The sequence below is a fragment of the Saccharopolyspora erythraea genome (assembly GCF_018141105.1).
In the GTDB taxonomy this organism is placed as follows: Bacteria; Actinomycetota; Actinomycetes; order Mycobacteriales; family Pseudonocardiaceae; genus Saccharopolyspora_D; species Saccharopolyspora_D erythraea_A.
Genome location: NZ_CP054839.1, coordinates 4,869,043 through 4,886,153, shown reverse-complemented (window position 1 = coordinate 4,886,153; position 17,111 = coordinate 4,869,043). Strand labels below are relative to the sequence as shown.

Genomic DNA, 17,111 nt, shown 5'->3' with positions numbered 1-17,111 from the left:
GGCCTCGCTGTGCCGCGCGCCGTTTGCCAGGTGACGCGAACTAGCGGCGGCGGGCGAGAGTGATGCCGTCGGCGATGCCGAGCATCACCTGCTCGACGCGGTCGTCGGCGAGCACGTGCTCATTGAAGCGCCGGATCGCCGCGGCGTTGCCCTCGGCGTCGGGCCGGACCACCCCGCCGTGGTAGAGGACGTTGTCGGCGATCAGCAGGCCGCCGCCGCGCATGCGCGGCACCAGCTCCTCCCAGTAGTCCACGTACCCGGGCTTGTCCGCGTCGATGAAGGCCAGGTCGACGGCGGGTTCGGGGGGCAGCGCGCGCAGCGTCTCGAGCGCGGGCGCGAGCCGGAGGTCGATGCGCTCCGCCACCTCCGCCCGCTCCCAGTAGCGCCGGGCGATCGAGGTCCACTCTTCGGAGACGTCGCAGGTCAGCAGTCGTCCGCCGGCGGGGAGCCCGCGGGCCAGACACAGCGTGGAATAGCCGGTGAAGGTGCCGACCTCCACGGCGAACTCGGCTCCGACCAGAGAGGCCAGCAGCGTCAGCAGCGCGCCCTGCTCCGGCGGGACCTGCATCTGGGCCCGGTCGCCGGTCAGCCGCGCGGTCTCGGCGGCCAGGTCGGTGAGCACGGCATCCGGCGGAGTCCCGTGCGCGACGAGATAGGTCTGCAACTCGGGGTCGAACTGACCGGACAACCGCGCCATGCCTGCTCCCGCCTGGAATGTGGGACGAACCTCAGGTGGGCAGCTTACGGGGAATCCTGGCCCGCCCGGCCTTGTTTCCCATCGGTGCGCCACGAGTGATCGACTCCGGCGGTCGCCGGGCGTGAGAGGTGGATCGTGAGCCACGTGAGCGCGGGTTGGTGATCTGAAACACGTTGGAATTATCAGAGTTGCTGGCATGTTGGTTGATAACGACAGGCTCAACTATGACGGCGACGAGCGCCGTGCGAGGAGGGTAGGAATGGCGACGTTCTTCGGACCGGGCGGATTCGGACAGGGCCCGTTCGACGAGTACCTCGCCCGTTTCTTCGGGCCTGGCGCCGGCGCAGGCGCCAGCCGTCGCGTCGACATCACCGAACTGATGACCCAGAAGACGCAGGAGCTGCTCGCCGGGGCCGCCGACTACGCCCGTGGTCTGGGGCACGACGATCTCGACGCCCTGCACGTGCTGTGGGCGGCTACCAAGGAGGGCACCACCCGCGAGATGCTCGAGGGCGTCCAGGTCGACCCGGACGCCTTCGCCGAGACCGTGCAGCGCCAGCTGCCCGCCGCACGCGAGGCGGGCGACCACGCGCCGACGCTGACGCCGGCGGGCCGAAAGGTACTGGTGGACGCCTACCAGGTGGCCCGTGCGCTGGGCTCGACCTACATCGGGCCAGAGCACGTGCTGCTGGCGATGTCGGCCAGCCCGGATTCGGAGGCCGGCAGGCTGCTGGCCTCGGCGGGAGCGACCCCGGAGGAGTTCCGGGTGTCTGCGGGCGGTACCCGGCGGCCGGAGGCCGGACAGGCGACCGCCGAGCGCGACAGCGGCACCCCGACGCTGGACAAGTACGGCCAGGACCTCACCGCTCGCGCCCTCGACGGCGAGCTCGACCCGGTCGTCGGCCGCGCCGACGAGATCGAGCAGACCATCGAGGTGCTGTCGCGGCGTACCAAGAACAACCCGGTGCTCGTCGGCGAGGCGGGTGTCGGCAAGACCGCCATCGTCGAGGGGATCGCCCAGCGCATCGCCGACGGGGAGGTCCCGCACGTGCTGACCGGCAAGCGCATCGTGCAGCTCGACCTGTCGAGCATGCTGGCGGGCACCCGCTACCGCGGTGACTTCGAGGAGCGGATGACCAAGGTCATCGACGAGATCAGCGCGAACAGCGGCGAGGTCGTCGTGTTCATCGACGAGCTGCACACGCTGGTCGGTGCGGGCGGCGCCGAGGGCGCGGTCGACGCGGGCAACATGCTCAAGCCCCGGCTGGCCCGCGGTGAGCTGCACGTGGTGGGCGCCACGACGCTCGACGAGTACCGCAAGAACATCGAGAAGGACGCGGCGCTGGAACGCCGCTTCCAGCCGGTGCAGGTGCCCGAGCCGAACGTCGAGGACACCATCGAGGTGCTCGACCGGCTGCGCGACCGCTACGCCGAGCACCACAGGGTCCGCTACACCGACGAGGCGGTCGCCGCGGCGGCCCGGCTGTCGGACCGCTACATCGCCGACCGCTTCCTGCCGGACAAGGCCATCGACCTGCTCGACCAGGCAGGCGCCCGCAAGCGGCTCAGCGTCGTGGGGCCGTCGGCCGACGAGCTGGAGCAGCGCATCCAGCGGCTCGAGCGGGAGAAGGACCGTTCGGTGGCCGACGAGGACTACGAGCGCGCGTCGGCGCTGCGCGACGAGATCGGCGTCGCGCAGGCCGAACTGGCCGCCAACCGCGACGCCGGTCTGCCGGAGGTGACCGAGAGCGACATCGCCGAGGTCGTCTCGCGGACGACGGGCGTGCCGGTCAGCCGCCTGACCGAGCAGGAGCGCACCAGGCTGCGCAACCTGGAGGGCGAACTGCACCGCCGCGTCATCGGCCAGGACGACGCGGTGCGGGCGCTGGCCCGCGCGGTGCGGCGTTCGCGCAGCGGCGTCGGCAACGCCAACCGCCCGGTGGGCAGCTTCCTGTTCCTGGGGCCGACCGGCGTCGGCAAGACGGAGCTGGCCAAGGCGCTGGCCGAGACGCTGTTCGGCGACGAGGACCGGATGATCCGGCTCGACATGAGCGAGTTCCAGGAGCGGCACAACGCCGCGCGCCTGATCGGTGCTCCTCCCGGCTACGTCGGCTACGGCGAGGCGGGCGAGCTGACCGAGGCGGTGCGGCGCAGGCCGTACTCGGTGGTGCTGCTCGACGAGGTCGAGAAGGCGCACCCCGACGTCTTCAACACGCTGCTGCAGGTGCTGGAGGACGGCAGGCTCACCGACGGCCAGGGCCGCACGGTCGACTTCACCAACACCGTGGTGATCATGACCAGCAACCTGGGCTCGGAGGTCATCTCCAGCAAGTCCGGCGGGCTGGGCTTCTCGGCCGCGCAGGACGAGGCCGACGACTCGCTGCACGACCGGCTGATGCCGCGGCTGAAGGAGGCGTTCCGGCCCGAGTTCCTGAACCGGATCGACGAGGTCGTGGTGTTCCGCAAGCTCACCGCGGAGCAGCTGCACGACATCGCCGACCAGCTGCTGGACGGCACCCGGCAGCGCCTGGCCGCGATGGAGATCGGCATCGGGTTCGACGACGACGCCGTCGGCCTGATCGCCGAGCGCGGCCACCAGCCGGAGTTCGGCGCCCGGCCGCTGCGCCGGACGATCGAACGCGACGTCGACGACCGGATCGCCGACCTGGTGCTCGACGGCGAGCTGGAGGCCGGCAGCACCGTCCACGTCGGCGTCCGGGACGGGGAGCTCACCTTCGAGGTGACCCAGCGGACGCCCGAGTCGGTCTGATCCGGCTCACCGGAAGCGAAGGGCGAGGCACGAACGTGCGCCTCGCCCTTCGCTTCCGCGTCCTCCGGCGCTTGCACGGCCGGTGAGCAGGCGCTACGTCGAAGCCAACGGGAATGTGCCCGCGGTCCCTGGATGTCCCGTCACCGCCGGGGTTCGCGGACGACCAGCACCGGGCACCTGGCGTGGTGGATGCAGTACTGGCTCACCGACCCGAGCAGCGCTCCGGTGAAGCCGCCGTGCCCGCGGTTGCCCAGCACCAGCATGTCGGCGTCCTCGGACTCCTCCAGCAGCGCCTTCGCGGGATGGCCGTTGGCGACCTGCTTCTCGATCTCGACGGTGGTGCCCTCGGGCGCCACCTCGCGCAGGGCGTCGCCCAGGGAAGTGGCGGCGCGGGCGTTGAGGTCCTGTGAGGCCGCGTCCTCCCAGCCGTAGATGGGCGGGCTGTCCCACGCCATCATCGCCACGAGCCGGCTGCCGGTCAGCTCCGCCTGGCGCAGCGCCCAGCGCAGCGCGGCCTTGGACTCGGGCGATCCGTCCACGCCCACCACGATCTTGTCCGCCATCCCCGCCTCCGGCGTCGGTGCCCCGTCGCAGCACACCCTGCTCCGGACTGCCGGGTTCCGCCGGCCGAGCCCGGCCGGTTCAGCCGGTGACGGGGCAGGGCGGGGAGATCACCGTCGGGACCGGGCGCGGACGCCCGCAGAACCAGATCACGTTCTCGTTCACCGCGCCGTTCTCGTCGACCTGCAGGATCGCCACCGGCTTGTCGACCGGCACGTTGCGGCCCAGGTTGCCACCGAAGTCGATCACGCCGGTCGCGCCCTCGACGGTGCCCGAACCGCCGCCGTGGATGTCGTTGAGCTCCCGCCACACCCCGCCGGGCGACAGCGGGACGCCCTTGCCGTGCAGGTGCTGGACCGCGGTGATCATGCTCAGCACGGCGTCGTGGGTCAGCGCGGCGTGGCCGTCCAGCGAACGGCCCTCGGCGGTCCGCTCGAACGGGAAGGTGTCGAAGAGGCGGTCGTAGAAGACCTGTTCGGCCTCCACGAGGCGGTCCTCGGTCAGCGGGTCGGCGCCCGCCGGACCGATCGCCGAGGTCTGGTAGAGGAACGGGATCTTGCGGTTGCGCTCGCGCATGCCCTGGTCGGCGACGTAGCGCGAGGTGCCGTGGCCGCCGACGATCGGCGGCGGCGCGCTGCGGCAGGTGTTGGCAACGCCGCCCAGGAACAGGTCGAACTCCGGAACACCGCGCCCCGCGTAGTAGACCAGCCCCGGGAACTCGCACGCCCGCTGTCCGGCGCCCCAGGCATCGCCGGGTGAGAAGGCGGCGGTCTCGACCGCGAAGCCCCTGGCCTCGGCAGCTCGTCTCATTTCGTCGCGCAGGTAGGAGCTGTAGATGTCGGCAGGGTCGCCGGCGTGGTAGATCCGGACCGCCCTGGCGAACGGCCGGAATCCGGCCGGCCGACCGCCGTTGCGTTGCAGGTGGTCGATGAGCTCGGCGGCGACCAGCGACTGCCGCTCGTTCTGCGGCGCCACCTGGTAGTACATCGGGAAGTCCGAGGCGTCCTTGTCCGCGGTCAGCGCCGCTGCGACCATCGGCAACCCGGCCCGGCTGAGCACCCGGATCGTCTCGTCGGTGGGTGTGCTGCTGCGGTCCAGGCCGACGACGCCGACCAGGCTCGGATCGTGCCGCGCCAGCTCGCCCAGCCGGCGCGCGATGGCAGGGCCGTGGCGCATGTCGCGACCGGCGTTGGCGAGCAGGATGCGGACCACGGGCGTGCCGACGCGTTCCAGCGCGTTGCGCTGCGCGACGGCGGCCCCGGCGAGTTCCTCGCGCTTGGCGACCAGGCCCCCGGCGTCACCGGAGGAGGAGCTGAGCGCGCCGCCGTAGGCGAGGGAACGAGCCGTCGGTGACGCCGATGCACTCGCCGTCGACACGGGTGAGCGTCGGTTGCGTCCCGGGCCATCCGAATCCGCCTTGGCAGTGCCGGAAGCTCCACGTGGAGTACCCGGCCAGTGCGCAGGCGACCAGCGCCGCGGTGACGCCCACCGCGGTGAGCCGCCGCGACCACCAGGGCGCGCGGGCCAGCGCGTAGTTGTGGACCGGCGGTTCACCGTCGTGGACGGCGGCCGGGATCAGGATCGGCAGGTACCAGGCGATTTCCTTGCGCTGCTTGCGCGCCGCGTCCAGTACGCCGGACCAGTCGCGGTAGCCGTTGCGGGGCCTCCACGGGGCTGTAGACGCGGAGGCGGGCGTCGCGGGAGTCCGGTTCGTCCCGGTAGGGCGGGACGAACCGGCTGCCGCTGACCAGCAGGAGGGGATCCAGCCTGCCGGTGTCGTTGCGGACGTCGTTGACCAGCCGCAGCAACCGGTATCCGCCGTTGTGGAGGGTGATGTGGTCGAGCAGCACGACGGCGTTGGTCGTCCGGCGGGCGCCCCGCAGCCGCAGCGGCGGCTTCGGGTAGGACTGGCGAAGGTCCTCCAGGAAGGCGTTGGTCAGGAACTTCAGCATCTGGTCCGGCGACTCGCGGCGCCAGCCCCTGGCGGTGAGCCGCTCGGCGAACCCGATGAAGGTGCCGGGAACCTCGGCGGCAAGGTAGGGCTGGCGCGGGAACCAGCGGTACTCGGCGCTGAGCCGGGGCAGGCGGCCGCTGGACTTGAGGCGGAACCAGAACGGCGGCAGCGCTCTGAGCACCCGGGGCGCCCAGCGCAGCCACCCCGGCAGGTCGGGCGCGCCCTGCTCGAGCGAGTCCAGCGAGTCGGTGACCCGGCGGTCGATGTGGCGGCGGTCGCGGAGTTCGGCGTGCAGGACCCGCGGCGTGCGCTCGCCGCCCAGGCGCACGTCCTGCTCCATCAGCCAGACGGCCAGGGCGAGACGCGGGAACCGCAGCCGCCCGGCCTTGGCGTTGCGCGACTCGGCCAGCTCGTGCGCGATCTCCACCAGCATGCCGCGGATCTGCTCGACGTCGGCCGGTGTCGGAGCCGGGAGGCGTTCGGGACTGATCGGGTGGGGCTCGCGGGGGCGGTGCCCGATCCCCTCCAGGCGGACCAGCGCGTGCGGCACGCGGTGCGGGCTGCCTTCGTGCAGGCGCTGGGAGATCGCGGGCAGCACGTCCTCGTACTCCTCCGGGCGCACGAGGCAGATCATCGGCAGCTCGGCACGACCGAGCGCCTCGCCGTCGCGGTCCCCGGAGGGCCGCCTGCGGTAGAGGGCGCCGATGAGGGCGAGCGTGTCCCGCGCTCCCTCGAACGGCGGTAACTCCACTGCGTCGTCTGCGCTGGACACGATCCCGCACCCCCTTGTGCGTGCACCCGAGTGGGCCGAAGACTAGCGGCTCCGGCCGGGGCGCGGTGCGGCTTCGGGGCGAGTGGCGCCCGAATCCACAGTGGAGGCTCGTGGCGGGGCGATCCGCTCGGTCAGGGAGTGGCCGGCCCGGCCGCGGGTCTCACCCGCCCGGCCAGTCGCGCCGCCCGGAGCTGCGACCGGCGGATCTTGCCGGCATCGTCGCGCAACGGGGTGGTGACGAACTCGAAGCTGCGCGGCATGCGGTAGGGCGCCAGCCGCGACCGCAGGTGCCGGACCAGGTCGGCCTTCGACACCGACCGGCGGGTGACGACGATGGCGTGCGGCACGTTGCCCAGGTCGTCGTCGGGCAGACCGACGACGCAGCTGTCCACCACCGCGTCGTGCTGGCCGAGTGCGGCCTCGATCTCCGCCGGGTACACGTTGGCCCCGCCGACAAGGATCATGTCCGCCTCGCGGTCGCCGAGGTAGAGGTAGCCGTCCTCGTCGAACCAGCCGATGTCGCCGAGCGACTCCCAGCCGTCGGCGTCGGCGTGCGCCTGTGCGCCGAGAAGACGGTAGGTCGGCTCGACGTCCGGTGCGCGCCGCATCCACACCTTGCCCTCCCGGCCTGGTGGCAGCACCCGGCCGTCGCTGTCGCGGATCTGCATCTCGCCGCGCAGGACGCGGCCGACCGAGCCCGGGTGGGCCAGCCACTCCGGTGCGGTGATCACGGTCGTGGCCTGCGCCTCGGTGCCCGCGTAGAGCTCGCGCACGATGGGGCCGACCCAGTCGATCCAGGCGCGCTTGAGCCACACCGGCACCGGCGCCGCGGTGTGGAAGACGGTGCGCAGGCTGGAGAGGTCTGCCGCGGCGCGCACGTCCTCGGGCAGCCGCATGATCCGTCCCATGGTCGTCGACACCACGTACAGCCAGCTCACGCGGTGCCGCTCGACCAGGTGTAACACCTGCCGGGCGTCGAAGCGGCGCATCAGCACGACGTGGTTGCCGCGCAGCAGCCCCATGGCGACGCTCATGTTCGGCGCGTTGTGCGACACCGGCGAGGGCACCAGCACCACGCCGCCGTGCTCGATGCCGAAGACGTCGGCCGACAGGTCGGTCTCCTCGACCAGCGCCGGGCGGCCGGCGACGATCACCTTGGGCCGTCCGGTGCTGCCGCCGGAGGTCGGCGCCTTCCACGCGGGCGAGACCACGACCGGCAGGGGGCCGTCGTCCAGTGCGGGATCGGGCTGGTGGTCGGCCGGGAGCCGCGCGCGTCCGCCCGCGACGTCGGCGGTGACGTCACCGATGACCAGTGCCGGTTCGGTGAGGTCGATGATCTCGCGCAGCTCGGAGGCGGGCAGCTTCGGGCTCAGCGGCTGCGGGACGGCACCGGCCTTCCACGCGGCCAGCTCGGCCACCACGAACGCGACGCTGTTGGGCACGACGATGCTCACGAAGTCGCCGTGGCGCACTCCGCGCGCGAGCAGGTCACGCGCCAGGCGGTTCGACGCCGACTCCAGGCCGCTCCTGGTGAGCGACACGTCGTCGCAGGTCAGGGCGAGCCGGTCGGGCTCGGCGGCGGCCAACTCGGCGAGCCGGACGACGAACGGCGTGTTCTGGGGGACCGACGTGTCCGGGTGGCCGGGCGTGCCCTGGTGAACGGGTGCGCCCGGCGGCTTCGGCTGATCCGCGTGCATCCGGCTCCTCCTCGAACCACAGTGGACGGTCCGCGCACCGCGGACCGCCACCGTCGAACCAACCATCCCTTCGCACACCCAGGCTAAGACGAAGCACGCAACGCTGCGATAGGTCGAACCTATGCCCGCGAACCGGTGACCGGCCATCCCGTGATCGTCTTGCGGCGGGGAGCCGGGTAGGCGCTGGGCGAGCTGCGCAAGCCGAGCCGCACCAGCGTCTCGGCGAGTCCCACCGCCGCGGTCACGCCGTCGACGACCGGTACCGAGGTCGCCTCCTCGACGTGCTCGGCGAGTCCGGCCATGCCCGCGCAGCCGAGGCAGATCACGTCGGCGCGGTCGAGGTCCACGGCCTGCACCGCCTGCTCGGCGATGCGCCTGGCCGCGAGGCCGGGATCGGCCTCGAGCTCCAGCACCGGCAGGTCGGTCGCGCGCAACGACACGCACCGCTCGGCCAGACCGGCCACGCGCAGCCGGTCCTCGATCTGGCCCAGCGTGCGCCGCAGCGAGGTGACCACCGCGTAGTTGCGGCCGAGCAGTCCGGCCACGTGGGCGGCGGCCTCGGTGATGTCCACGACCGGCACGCCGAACAGCTCGGCCAGCCCTTCCTTGCCGTGCTCGCCGAAACCGGCGAGCACGACCGCGTCGAAGGGTTCCCGGACCGCCGCGACGCGGTCCATGACCGCGACCGCGGCGAGGTAGCTCTCGAAGCTGCCCTCTACCGACTCGGGGCCGAACGAGGGCGTCACCGCGACGATCTCGGTGCCGGGTCCGGCGACCTTCATCGCCTGCTGCCGGACGGCTTCGGTGACGGCCTCGGTCGTGTTGACGTTGGCGATGACGATGCGCATTCGCTTCCTTCGTCGGGTTCAGTGGATGCCGGAGGCGGCGGTGGACCAGCTCAGGCGGTCACCGGGGGGCGCTGCGGCCGGTCGCGGAGCAGGGTTCACTCGGCGGGAACGGCGATGGCTTCGCCGTCCACGTCCCGGAAATCGGGCTTGCTGTCGCCGATGGCGGCGTAGATGACCGCGCCCAGGATCGCCCCGATGAACCAGGAGAACCCGGAGGCGGACTCGAAGGCGGGCACCAGCGCCACGACGACGGAGATGGCCGAGGCCGGGACGAACGCCCCGACGGCCTTGAGGTTGTAGCCGTTGCGGTAGTGGTAGTCGCTGTGCGGATCCTCGCTGTAGAGGTCCGGGACGTTGACGCGGCCCTTCCGCAGCAACCAGTAGTCCGCCATGATGACGCCGAAGACGGGGCCGAGCAGCGCACCGAGGCCGCTGAGGAAGTAGTTCACGACGACGGGGCTGTCGTAGAGGTTCCAGGGCAGGATGACCAGACCGATGACGGCGCTCACCAGTCCCGCCCGGCGGAAGTTCAGCTTCCGCGGGAAGAGGTTGACCAGCACGTAGATGGGCGCCACGAAGTTGGCCAGCAAGTTCACCGCGATCGTCAGGACGACCAGTGCGATCGACGCGCTCGCCAGCATCACCAGGTTGGGAATCGTCTGGACGATGTCGGTCGGACTGGTGATCACCCGTCCGTCCAGTTTGAACTGAGCGCCGCCGAGAACGACGACGATGGCGGCGAACAGCAGCATGTTCACCGGAATCCCGACGAGGTTGCCGCGCACGATCGACTGGCGGCTCTTGGCCGCGCGCGTGAAGTCGCAGAAGTTCAGCACGAACGTCCCGTAGATCACGACCCACAGCGCGGCACCCTGCAGGATCTGCAGCCACATCGCCCCGCCGGTGAGCGGCTGCGCGGTGGAGAAGGAGATGGAGCCGCCCGCCCGGACGAACATCCAGATCGCCAATGCGGACATCGTGATGAGGGTGGTCGGCGCGGCGATCGCCATGTACTTGCGGATCACGTGCATGCCGTAGCTGACGATGAGGACCTGGACCGCCCACAGCGCGAGGAAGGTGATCCAGCCGAGCACCGACAACCCCAGCGCGGATCGGTCCTGCAATGACTGCAAACCGGGGAACATGGCCACGAGGAGCGCGTTCAGCACCGAGGACGCGAGATAGGTCTGGATGCCGAACCAGGCGATGGCGACGATGCCGCGGACGGCAGCCGGAATCCGCGCGCCTTTGGTGCCGAACGCGATCCGGCTCATGACCGGGAAGGGCACGCCGGTCTTGTGCCCCATGTAGCCGGACAGCGTCAGGAGCAGGAACAGCAGCGCGGACGCCAGCAGGAAGGCCAGCAGGATGCCCCAGACGTTGAGCCCGAGCGCGAAGAGGCCGATGGCGAAGGCGTAGTTGCCGAGGCTGTGCACGTCGTTGGCCCAGAGCGTGAAGACGTTGTAGGCGCCCCAGCGGCGCCCGGCCTTCTTGGTCGGGGCGAGGTCGTAGCTGTACAGAGCCCGGCCGGTGCCGGCCGTGTCGGCCGATCGGTCGTCGGTGGCGGTCATGAGGCCACTCCAAGGTTTCGACGTTGAAACATTCGGTTGCCTTGATTCACAAGGATGTTGTGGTTGTTCGAGCGCGATGCGCCGTCCCACTCGGACGAGCCGCGTGCCAGCCGTGGCCGGTGGCCGGGGAAAGCCACGGTGCGATCGCGATGCAACGTCCTCGGCCTTTTGGGCCGGCGGAACTGGTCGGAGCGACGCCTCGTTCGGTCCACCGCTCGTGGTCCGCGATGGTAGTGCGCCGGGCATCGCCCACGACGCCGCGCGCGGTGCGTCAGACCTGCTCAGGGTCATGAGAGGCACCGTCGGTCACGCGTGCTCGTCAGACGCTGCAGGTCTTCCAGCGCCGTTGTTCCGGCGGCGCGAGGTCGGCGTTGTGGGGCCGCTCGCGGAGGGGCCGTCCGCGGATCGGGGTGGGGGAGCGCGGAGCCGGGGGCCGGGGCGTCGCGTCGGCGGCGCCGTCCGTGGGTTCGGTTGACATGTGCATCACCGCATTCCGCGATGTGGAAGTATATCGGAATGTATACGTAAGGTAGATGTCAGGTGAGACGCAGTCAATACTGCGGCTGTTCCGCGCTGGTTACGAGTGGACTTCGATGTCGGGGCGAGTGCGGCTCGGCCGCACCTGCGCGCTCGTGCAGCAGGACGTGATGCGGCGGGTCGTCCTGCGGGAGCGGGACGTGCCCGGCGGCGCCAACGTCGGCCTGATCTCCACGGTCGCCCGCTACGCCCTGGACCACGGCTACCACGCGATCGTCGAAGGCATCATGAGCGCCGAGCGGTACGGAGGGATGCTGCGGCGCCTCGCCGAGGACCATCGCGGGCGGACGTGGTTCTACTACTTGGACGTGTCCTTCGCCGAATCCCTGCGCAGGCACGCGACCCGGCCGCAGGCCGCCGAGTTCGGCCCGGGCGACATGCGCGGCTGGTACCGCCCGCGCGACCTGCTCGGCGTCGCCGGTGAACACCTGATCCCGCAGGAATCCGCGCTGCCGGACACCTGCACCCGCATCCTCGCGGAGGCGTTCGGTATGCGGCACTCGTCTGGCTGAGCGTCGGCCGGGTCAACCACCGCGACCGTAGCCAAGTCGCCTTCCACGGGACTGACCACGGAACCCCGGGCCGCGGCCTCAGAACAGGATGCGCTCCAGCACCATCTTGCGGCTGGAGTGCACGTGCCGCTTCGCGACATCGGCCGCGCGCTCGGCGTCACCGGCCGCTATGGCCGCGTGCAGCTCCTCGTGCTCGCCGCAGACCCGCTCCGGCTCCATGTTGAGCCGGAACATCCAGGCGAGCCTGCCGTGCAGCGGTTCCAGGATCGACGCGAGCAGATCGTTGCCCGCCAGCGTGACGAGCTGGTCGTGGAAGGCGGCGTTGGCGGTGGACATGGCCTCGATGTCGCCGGCCTCGTGGGCTTTGCGGGCCTGGTCGGCCAGCTCGGCCATCCGCCGCACGCCCGCGCTCTCGCCGCGCTGGGCGGCCAGCCGCGCGGCGAAGACCTCCAGAGCCTCCCGGACCTCGAACAGCTCCTCGGCCTGGTGGCGGTCCAGGCCGCGCACGAACACGCCCCGCCTGCGGGGCATGACCTCCACGAACCCCTCGCTCTGCAGCATCCGGATCGCCTCCCGGACCGGCACCCGGGAGATGCCGAACTCGGCGGCGATGTCCTGTTCGAAGAGGCGGTCGCCGGGGCGCAGCCTGCCGTCGGCGATCCTCGCCTGCAGTGCGTCCCGAACCTGGTCGCGCAGGGGTACGCGCGCTTCGGCGCTGGTCTCTCCGGTGACGGGCACGGTCCCTCCTCGATCCGATGATCCCAGCCTAGTGAGAACCGGGGAACGCGGTCTCACGAACGTGGTTGTGAACCTGAGGTTTACACGCTATTGTGAACCGCGGGTTTACAGTAGGGGAGAGTGGGCGAATGGATACCGCGAACGCGACGGGCCGAGCCGACGAACTGGTCCAGGACCTCACCGCGGTCGTGCGCAGCGGGGTGGAGGTCGACGACCCCGCTGCGATGATCGAGGACCGCGGGGACGACCAGCGGCTTCGCCGCGATGCGCTGGCCGACGTGCGTGCCGCGCTCACCGTGGAGGGGCTGGTGTCGGAGGCGGCGCTGCGCGGAGTGGAGGTGGCGGTCGCCGACGCGGTGTGGCTCGGCGCGAGCCTGGCCGACCTCAGCGCGGTCACCGGCCGCTCCAGGCAGGCCGCGCGCAAGCGCTGGCCCGCCCTGGGTGGCATCTACCGCAGGCGCAAGTGGCTGGCCAACCACGTGGACGACACGTTCTACATGGTCCGGCTGCTGCTCGACCGGTCCGACGGGTTCGCGCCGGGCGAGCCCGAGCGGTTCCGGTACGCCGTGCGGGAGCTCCGCGAGGCGCTCAGCCGGTCCGAGGCCGACTTCGGTGACAACGCCGCCGCGTCCGCCGGCCGGCCGCCCGCCGCGCGCTGGCGCGCGCTGGACGAGCTGGTCGACGTCCGCCTCCGGCACGTCCTCGCGCTCGCGGGTGAACCCGCGAACCCGGAAGCGGGCTTCGCGCTGCATGGTGCTGGTGGCGTCCTCGGCTACTACGATCACGCCACCGCCGCGACCGGCGAGCAGGAGTGATCAGAGGTCCAGGTCGATCACCAGGGGTGCGTGGTCGGAGGCGCCCTTGCCCTTGCGGGCCTCCCGGTCGACGTAGGAGTCCGACACGGCGCCGGTGAAGCGGGGGTCGCCGTAGGCCAGGTCGATCCGCATGCCCATGTTCTTCGGGAACGCGCCGGCGCGGTAGTCCCAGTAGGTGAACGGGACGTCGTACTTCAGGGCGCGCGGGTAGACGTCGGCGAGCCCCGCCGCGCGCAGGGCCGCCAGCGCCGACCGCTCGGGCTCGGTGACGTGCGTGCTGTCGGTGAACGCGCTGATGTCCCAGACGTCGTCGTCCGCAGGCGCGATGTTGAAGTCCCCGAGTACGGCGAACGCCCGGCCGTGATCGCGTTCCGCGGCGACGGTGTCGCGCAGCGCTTCCAGGAAGCGGAGCTTGTAGTCGTAGTGCGCGTGGCCGACGTAGCGCCCGTTGGGCACGTACACCGACCACAGCCGCACCCCGGCGCAGCTCACGCCGATGGCGCGAGGTTCGTTCACCTCGAACATCGCGCCTTCGGGCAGGTAGCCGGGTTCGCCGGGCAGACCGCGCCGGACCTCGTCGAGGCCGACCCGCGACAGCACGCCGACCCCGTTCCACCGCCCGGTGCCGTGGGCGGCGACCTCGTAGCCGAGCGCGGCGACCTCGGCCACCGGGAACATGTCCGAGGCGCATTTGAGCTCCTGCACGCACAACACGTCCGGCGAAGCCGCCGACAGCCACTCCAGCAGCCTGGGCAGCCGGGCCGTGACGGAGTTGAGGTTCCAGGTGGCGATCCGCATGCCGGAAGGGTGGCACAGGCCACCCGTGCGGCGCCGTCGTGGTTGGGCCGCTGGGGGTTCGGGTACGTGGTTGAGGTGACCAGGAAGAGCGGACCGACCGATGCGCCCGTGCCCAGGTGCGACGGCCGGTCCGCGCGATCGGCTCCGGAGGGGCCGCGCGGACGAGGCTGAGGGGTGTTCGGATGGCCGCGGACTCCGAGACGCTCGACATCGGCGGCAGGTCGGTGGAGCTGTCCAAAGGGGACAAGGTCATGTACCCCGACGACGGTTTCACCAAGCGCGATGTCGTCGGCTACTACCGCGCGGTGGCGTCGGCGATGCTGCCGCACGTGCGCGGGAAACCGTTGACGCTGCGGCGGTTCCCGGACGGCATCGGCTCCGGCGGGTTCTTCCAGAAGGAGGCCTCGGAGCACTTCCCGGACTGGGTCCGCGTCGTGTCGGTACCGCAGCGCGGCGCGGACGACTCGGTGCACCACGTCGTCGCCGGCGACGCGGCCACGTTGGTGTACCTGGCGAACCAGGCGTGCCTGGAGTTCCACGTCGCGCTGTCCACTGCGGACGACCTGGAGCGCCCGGTGCTGGCCGTGGTAGACCTGGATCCGCCCGAGTCGATCGGCATCGCCGATCTGCGCTCGATCACCAAGGACATGTGCGACCGGCTCCGAGACGCCGGAATGGAGCCGTTCGTCCAGGCCACCGGGGGCAAGGGCTTCCACGTGGTGGCGCCGCTGGACGCGCGGCGGGACTTCGACGAGGTCCGCGCTCACATGGCCGAGATCGCCGACCGGGCGGAACAGGAGGACGAGCGGCTGACCACCCAGCAGCGCAAGGACAAGCGCGGCGACCGCGTTTTCCTGGACATCAACCGCAACGCCTACGGGCAGACGATGATCGCGCCCTACTCGCTGCGAGCACGACCGGGGGCCCCGGCCGCAACCCCGATCGACCTCGCCGAGCTCAGCCGCGCGACACCGCGCCGCCACGGCCTGGCCAACATGACGCGCCGGCTGGCCAGGAAGGCGGACCCGTGGGCGGAGATCGACCGCCGCGCGGCGGTGTGAAGGAAGGAGCGAGCATGTCGGACCCACTCGACGCCACCACGCCCTCGCCGGACGAGGCCCCGCCGCAGGAGCCGACCGACCCGGCCAACCTGCAGTCCGCGCCCGACCTGGACGAGGACGAGCTCGGCGTCGACCCGCTGGAGAGCGGCGTGGAACCGGCCGAGGGCTGGTCGCCGGTCGCGGAGGGCAGGCCGACGCCGAGGGACCAGCGCGAGGGCGACTCGATCGACGAGCGGCTGCGCTCGGAGGTACCGGAAGGCCCGGGATCGGTGGAGCCGCCGCTGGCCGAGAGCCGGATGCACGAGCTCGACGAGAGCATCGACCAGCGCGCTGAGCAGGAGGTCTCCGACGGCGCGACCGAGGAGTAGCCGCCCACCGGGCCGGCACGCCGCGCGTGCGGCGCCTCGTAAGCTGTCCGGAATGGCGGGCGGTGGGGCGCCGCCGCGCACGACCGCCGGGAGCGCCGTGCCGGAAAGGGTGGGAATGGCCGCAGCAGGCAGCAAGGGGGCCGCGGGCGCGGTACGCAACACCCGGCCGCGCAACCGCAGGACGCTGATCGTGGCCGCCGCGTCGGAGCTGTTCCACGCCAGGGGCTACCCGCGGGTCGGCATGAGCGACATCGCCGAGGCGGTCGGCGTCGGGCCCTCCGCGCTATACCGGCACTTCGCCAGCAAGCAGCGGCTGCTCACCGAGGTGGTGCTGGAGGAGCTGCGCCCGTTCGGCGAGATCCTCGACCGCGTCGCGACCGACGACCTCGACGCGCTGGTGGCCGAGCTGGCGACCGCCGCGCTCGACCACCGCAGGCTGGGCGTGCTGTGGCAGCGCGAGGCGCGGCACCTGCCGGCCACCGATCGTGACCAGCTCAAGGGCGAGCTGCGCGCGGTGGCGGGCGGGCTGGCAGACCTGGCGCGGGCGCGCAAACCCGGACTGGCCGAGGAAGACGCCCGGTTCCGGGGCTGGTGCCTGTTCAGCGCGCTGACCAGCCCGTCCTACCACCAGGTCGAGCTGCCCAGGGCGGAGTTCGAGGGACTGCTGCGCAACATGGTCGCGGTGGTCACCGACCAGCAGCCCATGGCCCTGGCATCGCGGCGCACCGCCGAGTCCGCGCCGTCACCGCTGCTGGCCAGGCGCGCGTCCCGGCGGGCCGTGCTGCTGTCGGCGGCGACCCGGCTCTTCGCCGACAACGGGTTCACCGCGGTGACCACCGACGACATCGGTGCCGCGGCGGGCATCTCGGGCCCCAGCGTCTACAGCCACTTCGCCAGCAAGCAGGAGCTGCTGGGGGCGGTGATCGCCCGCGGCTGCGCCTGGCTGGAGATCGAGCTCGAACGCACGCTGACCGCCACCCACGACGCCGAGGAGGCGTTGCGGGAGCTCCTGCACTCCTACATCACCTTCGCCTACGACCACGGCCGGTTCATCGACATCCTGGTCACCGAGGTCGGGCACCTGCCCGACGCCGAGCGGCACCGGGCCCGCCAGACCCAGCACGACTACGTCGCGGAATGGGTGGCACTGCTGTGCCGGGTGCGCCCCGAGCTCGACCGCGTCCCGGCGCGCGTGCTGGTGCAGGCGGCGCTGACCGCCGCCAACGACATGGCGCGCACCGGGACGGTGCGCGACCCCGACGCGGTCGCGCGTGTCGGCACCGCCCTGATGTTTCGCACCGATGCCTATCGGGCATTCACTTATGGGTAGCAACTGCGTGGGGGCGCGGCTTTAACTGCGTATCGAATGGCTACCACGGCGTCACATCCCAGTTGACGCTGCCGAGGGCGTG

15 protein-coding genes are annotated in these 17,111 nt (G+C 71.6%); 6 read left to right on the top strand and 9 right to left on the bottom strand.

Translation table 11 applies throughout. The features are described from left to right. Positions 1-40: 40 nt before the first annotated feature. The gene (locus tag HUO13_RS22005) at positions 41-697 is read right to left on the bottom strand and encodes an O-methyltransferase (RefSeq protein ID WP_211896997.1); all 657 of its coding nucleotides are present in this window, start codon (positions 695-697) and stop codon (positions 41-43) included. A gap of 259 nt (positions 698-956) precedes the next feature. Here HUO13_RS22005 and HUO13_RS22000 point away from each other — a divergent pair, with 259 nt between their 5' ends. Beyond that, positions 957-3,467, top strand: a complete 2,511-nt coding sequence (locus HUO13_RS22000; RefSeq protein WP_282974124.1) for an ATP-dependent Clp protease ATP-binding subunit — start codon at positions 957-959, stop codon at positions 3,465-3,467. Between the two features lie 140 nt (positions 3,468-3,607). On the opposite strand, the gene HUO13_RS21995 is transcribed toward HUO13_RS22000, so the two are convergent. The 6 genes from HUO13_RS21995 to HUO13_RS21970 form a co-directional block, all read right to left on the bottom strand. Then, positions 3,608-4,030, bottom strand: coding sequence for a universal stress protein (locus HUO13_RS21995; RefSeq protein ID WP_211896996.1), 423 nt, complete (start codon positions 4,028-4,030; stop codon positions 3,608-3,610). 79 nt (positions 4,031-4,109) lie between these two features. Then, entirely contained in the window at positions 4,110-5,405 is a 1,296-nt protein-coding gene (locus tag HUO13_RS21990; RefSeq protein WP_211896995.1) for a hypothetical protein, read from the bottom strand. Between the two features lie 173 nt (positions 5,406-5,578). Continuing rightward, complete coding sequence (locus HUO13_RS21985) at positions 5,579-6,754, bottom strand: hypothetical protein (RefSeq protein ID WP_211896994.1); 1,176 nt, start codon at positions 6,752-6,754, stop codon at positions 5,579-5,581. 131 nt (positions 6,755-6,885) lie between these two features. Further along, positions 6,886-8,451, bottom strand: coding sequence for an AMP-binding protein (locus tag HUO13_RS21980; protein WP_211896993.1), 1,566 nt, complete (start codon positions 8,449-8,451; stop codon positions 6,886-6,888). 119 nt (positions 8,452-8,570) lie between these two features. Next, positions 8,571-9,299 carry an aspartate/glutamate racemase family protein gene (locus HUO13_RS21975; protein ID WP_211896992.1) on the bottom strand — a complete coding sequence of 243 codons (729 nt, stop codon included), beginning with the start codon at positions 9,297-9,299 and terminating at the stop codon, positions 8,571-8,573. A gap of 95 nt (positions 9,300-9,394) precedes the next feature. Continuing rightward, entirely contained in the window at positions 9,395-10,870 is a 1,476-nt protein-coding gene (locus HUO13_RS21970; RefSeq protein WP_211896991.1) for an NCS1 family nucleobase:cation symporter-1, read from the bottom strand. A 593-nt stretch (positions 10,871-11,463) separates the two neighbouring features. On the opposite strand from HUO13_RS21970, the gene HUO13_RS21965 reads away from it, so the two are divergent. Continuing rightward, complete coding sequence (locus HUO13_RS21965) at positions 11,464-11,919, top strand: kinase (RefSeq protein WP_211896990.1); 456 nt, start codon at positions 11,464-11,466, stop codon at positions 11,917-11,919. Positions 11,920-11,997: 78 nt separating this feature from the next. Here HUO13_RS21965 and HUO13_RS21960 read toward each other — a convergent pair whose 3' ends face one another. After that, on the bottom strand, positions 11,998-12,657 hold the full coding sequence (locus HUO13_RS21960) for a GntR family transcriptional regulator (RefSeq protein ID WP_211896989.1): 660 nt from the start codon (positions 12,655-12,657) through the stop codon (positions 11,998-12,000). A gap of 128 nt (positions 12,658-12,785) precedes the next feature. Between HUO13_RS21960 and HUO13_RS21955 the strand changes: the two genes are divergently transcribed. Beyond that, positions 12,786-13,472 (top strand): hypothetical protein, encoded by a 687-nt coding sequence (locus HUO13_RS21955; RefSeq protein ID WP_211896988.1) that lies wholly within the window; start codon positions 12,786-12,788, stop codon positions 13,470-13,472. Here HUO13_RS21955 and HUO13_RS21950 read toward each other — a convergent pair whose 3' ends face one another. After that, on the bottom strand, positions 13,473-14,270 hold the full coding sequence (locus HUO13_RS21950; protein WP_211896987.1) for an exodeoxyribonuclease III: 798 nt from the start codon (positions 14,268-14,270) through the stop codon (positions 13,473-13,475). 182 nt (positions 14,271-14,452) lie between these two features. Between HUO13_RS21950 and ligD the strand changes: the two genes are divergently transcribed. From ligD to HUO13_RS21935, 3 genes are all read left to right on the top strand, one after another. Continuing rightward, positions 14,453-15,331, top strand: coding sequence for a non-homologous end-joining DNA ligase (ligD, locus tag HUO13_RS21945; protein WP_211896986.1), 879 nt, complete (start codon positions 14,453-14,455; stop codon positions 15,329-15,331). A gap of 14 nt (positions 15,332-15,345) precedes the next feature. Then, a complete protein-coding gene (locus tag HUO13_RS21940; RefSeq protein WP_211896985.1) occupies positions 15,346-15,699 on the top strand; it encodes a hypothetical protein in 354 nt (117 codons plus the stop codon). Positions 15,700-15,814: 115 nt separating this feature from the next. Next, positions 15,815-17,029: a TetR/AcrR family transcriptional regulator gene (locus HUO13_RS21935; protein ID WP_211896984.1), complete on the top strand. Its 1,215-nt coding sequence runs from the start codon at positions 15,815-15,817 to the stop codon at positions 17,027-17,029. The last annotated feature ends 82 nt before the right edge of the window (positions 17,030-17,111 follow it).